This window comes from Caballeronia sp. LZ003 (genome assembly GCF_031451465.1).
Classification (GTDB): Bacteria; Pseudomonadota; Gammaproteobacteria; order Burkholderiales; family Burkholderiaceae; genus Caballeronia.
In genome coordinates this window covers 1-2,747 of record NZ_JARUXJ010000289.1, presented here as the reverse complement: position 1 = coordinate 2,747, position 2,747 = coordinate 1, and the positions used below count along the sequence as shown (strand labels likewise).

3 protein-coding genes and 1 pseudogene are annotated in these 2,747 nt (G+C 57.0%); 3 read left to right on the top strand and 1 reads right to left on the bottom strand.

Going from position 1 to position 2,747, the window contains the following annotated elements; translation table 11 throughout:
* Positions 1–47 precede the first annotated feature (47 nt).
* The 3 genes and pseudogenes from QCE79_RS39720 to QCE79_RS39190 all read left to right on the top strand — a co-directional run bounded on the left by QCE79_RS39720 (position 48) and on the right by QCE79_RS39190 (position 1,442).
* Positions 48–610: pseudogene (locus tag QCE79_RS39720) on the top strand (hypothetical protein).
* Positions 611–685: 75 nt separating this feature from the next.
* The gene (locus QCE79_RS39195; protein ID WP_309854598.1) at positions 686–994 is read left to right on the top strand and encodes a CsbD family protein; all 309 of its coding nucleotides are present in this window, start codon (positions 686–688) and stop codon (positions 992–994) included.
* Between the two features lie 73 nt (positions 995–1,067).
* On the top strand, positions 1,068–1,442 hold the full coding sequence (locus tag QCE79_RS39190) for a phage holin family protein (RefSeq protein ID WP_309854594.1): 375 nt from the start codon (positions 1,068–1,070) through the stop codon (positions 1,440–1,442).
* Between the two features lie 386 nt (positions 1,443–1,828).
* Here the strand turns inward: QCE79_RS39190 and QCE79_RS39185 are convergent, their stop codons facing one another.
* Positions 1,829–2,689 carry a YsnF/AvaK domain-containing protein gene (locus QCE79_RS39185; RefSeq protein ID WP_309854591.1) on the bottom strand — a complete coding sequence of 287 codons (861 nt, stop codon included), beginning with the start codon at positions 2,687–2,689 and terminating at the stop codon, positions 1,829–1,831.
* Positions 2,690–2,747 lie beyond the last annotated feature (58 nt).

The following is a 2,747-nucleotide window of genomic DNA, read 5'->3' as shown; positions in this document are numbered from 1 at the left end:
AAGGCCGCAAGGCGTTTCTGCATCGGTTCGCTGCGGCCAGCGCGGCGGTGCGTTACCTCGCAGTGCATTACCGTGAAGTAGAACATATCGTCGCGCTGGATATTGTGCTTCGACGCAACGACCGTAACTGGTTCGAGCGCTTGCCGGGGGAATCGAACAGGCCGTGATGCTCAAGCTGTGTTACGGAAACTTTCTATGTCATGCGTTTCACCTGGACTATATCGTCGCGAAGGGTCACGACTGCGTGGCGCTCGAACACGAGATGCTCGAGTGGCAGATGTCCGCGGTGCCGAACATCCTGCTGAACTCCAACGTGGGGCACTTGTACGAAGCTAAGCCCGCACTTGCGGATTTCTATAGAAGCTCGATCCGTGCAACTGCTTCAATCCGGGCATCGGCAAAACTTCCAAATACTCGGCGCATCGCGGCGACGAAGCGGAAGCGGTCGCGTAAGTCGCGTGGTTGGTGCATCAATCACAAGGGTGCGACGGCGAGCCGCTTTCACCACTCCTTGAGAACTCGCGCGGAAGCGAGGCCAGGCCAAAGAAAAGCATTTTACGGGTACACAACTTGCACCTGTGCGAAGGTGCCTAACTTACTGAACACTTAGCCGCATAAGGCATGATCTGAGTGGGAGACAATAACGTAAAGGCTTGCTGCACGCCGTTCAACTAGCGGAGGAAACATGGAAACGAATAAGGCGGAAGGAACGGTTCAGCAGATTACCGGTAAGGTGCAGGATGCGGTTGGTTCAGTAATGGCCGACACGGAAACACAGGTCGCAGGGAAGGCGAAAGAACTCGGCGGCAAGGCGCAACAACTGTACGCCGACACCGCCGACATTGTGCGCGATAAGACAACTGATAACCCGTTCACCGCGCTTGCGATCGTGGCCGGCCTAGGTTTCTTATTGGGCGCAATCTGGGCGAGTGCAAGCTCAGCGCCGCCCCGCCGCAACACGGCAAGATATCGCGGGGACGAAGATAACTACTGATCCTTTATAAAAGTCATCAAGCAGCGCGGCGGCAAGGCGTCATCCCCTTGCCACCGAACAGGGGCGAAACCATATGTCGATCCACTCTAAAATCACGCGTTGGCGCAACGTCGGTCAGTTCTGTACAGCGAGGGTGGCGGACTACAGCGAGCTGTTTCTCAGCGAACTTCAACAGGCCAAAGCCAAGGTTATGCGTGAGCTCATCGCAATGGTAACACTTGCGATAGGAATCTTGTTCACGCTGTCATTCCTTTGTTTCGCAATTATCGCAACCGCTTGGCAGACGCCCTACTTTCTTGCTTCCGTTTGGGGAATCGCCGGTCTTTGGCTGGTTGTTTCAATCGCCGCATTTCTCGTGATGCGGAAACAAAAACCAACAACGCCATTCAGGTCGCTTCGGTCCGAAATGCAAGCAGATATCGCGGCAGTTAAGGAGTCGATGAAGTGAGCGCAAACGACGTTAGCACCTCCCAACAGACGGTCCTCGTCCGAATGGGCGCGACACGGGCTGAATTGATCGCGGCCAACCATATCAACTCGTCGATTGCCGAAGCCCGGCGCGGCGAGCGCCCACGTCCAGCTCAACAGGGACCGGTGATTCTTCAGTCGCCTTATGCACAGCTGATTTCCGTGATTTTGGTCGCAACCGTTGTCCTGGGGCCCAAGCATGTGGTGAGATCGGTGTTGGGGCGAATATTCACTCCTTGGATGACATACTCGTTACGGAACTTGTTCCGTCGTTAAGACGGAACATGCGTCGCTAGGTATGCGCCCGCGAGAGTTGAGTCGCCGGCCGGCTGCCTGTGCAGGACGAAGCAAGCCGGCTCATCAAGGTTAAAGCGGTGTTTTCTTGGTATCAGAAGTAGTCGTCGACGTGCCTTCAAGGCCCGCGGTTCGTTCGACCTCTACCTCAGTCCCACGCACTGTGTCGTTGACGGTCTCGGTTCGATTTGATGCCTCTTTACCGACAACCACTTCCTCGACCACGCGCGCTGTCTTCGCAACGACGGGCTGTTCCGCTGTTTCCTTGATCTCGACAAACCCTTCCTTCAAGTCTGCCGCAGTTGCAGGCCGATCGACCGCCCGCCGTTCAATGCTTGCGTGCTCTTCGTGAAGCGATACGGACTCACTGACTGGCGTCTCCGTCAGCCGTGAGTACACTCGTACACCGCCCGTCTGGACGACACGCTTGCCGACTTCCAACGACTCCTGCACAACTGGAAACGCCTGTCGTTCGGCCGCAACCTGGTCAGCGGTGTAGGCAGGAGCGCTCCGATCGTAGCCGGTGTAGCCGGCACCGCGCCACTGAGCAACGCGCGAGTCAATATCAACAGCGCCAGCCGCATACAGCGAGTCGCGAACACGCTCGCTTGCGGATTCGTCCTGCACGTCCACCGACAAGAGCGCGCCGCCGCGACGAACCGCTTCTTGATAGTGGCCGACTTCCTCGGGACGATCGTCGTCGCCAAAGAGGTTTTTGAAGAAGTGTTCGATGCGTCCCATCGCCCCTTCGTGCTGCTCGCCGGTAGCGCCTGTCGTCACATCGCGCGTGGCCGTCTCGGCACCAAGAGTGGAACCGGCATCGTTCGCGTGCACGCTCATGTCGGAACGGGCGACGCCTTCTGCTTCGAGGCGACTCTGTGCAACCTCGGCATCTTGAAAACTATCGAATATCCCAATGATGGTTTGAGTCATAGCAGCATCTCCATAAAAAGGCCTACGCTAAGCCGGGAATGTTGCGCGTGCGCTGGTT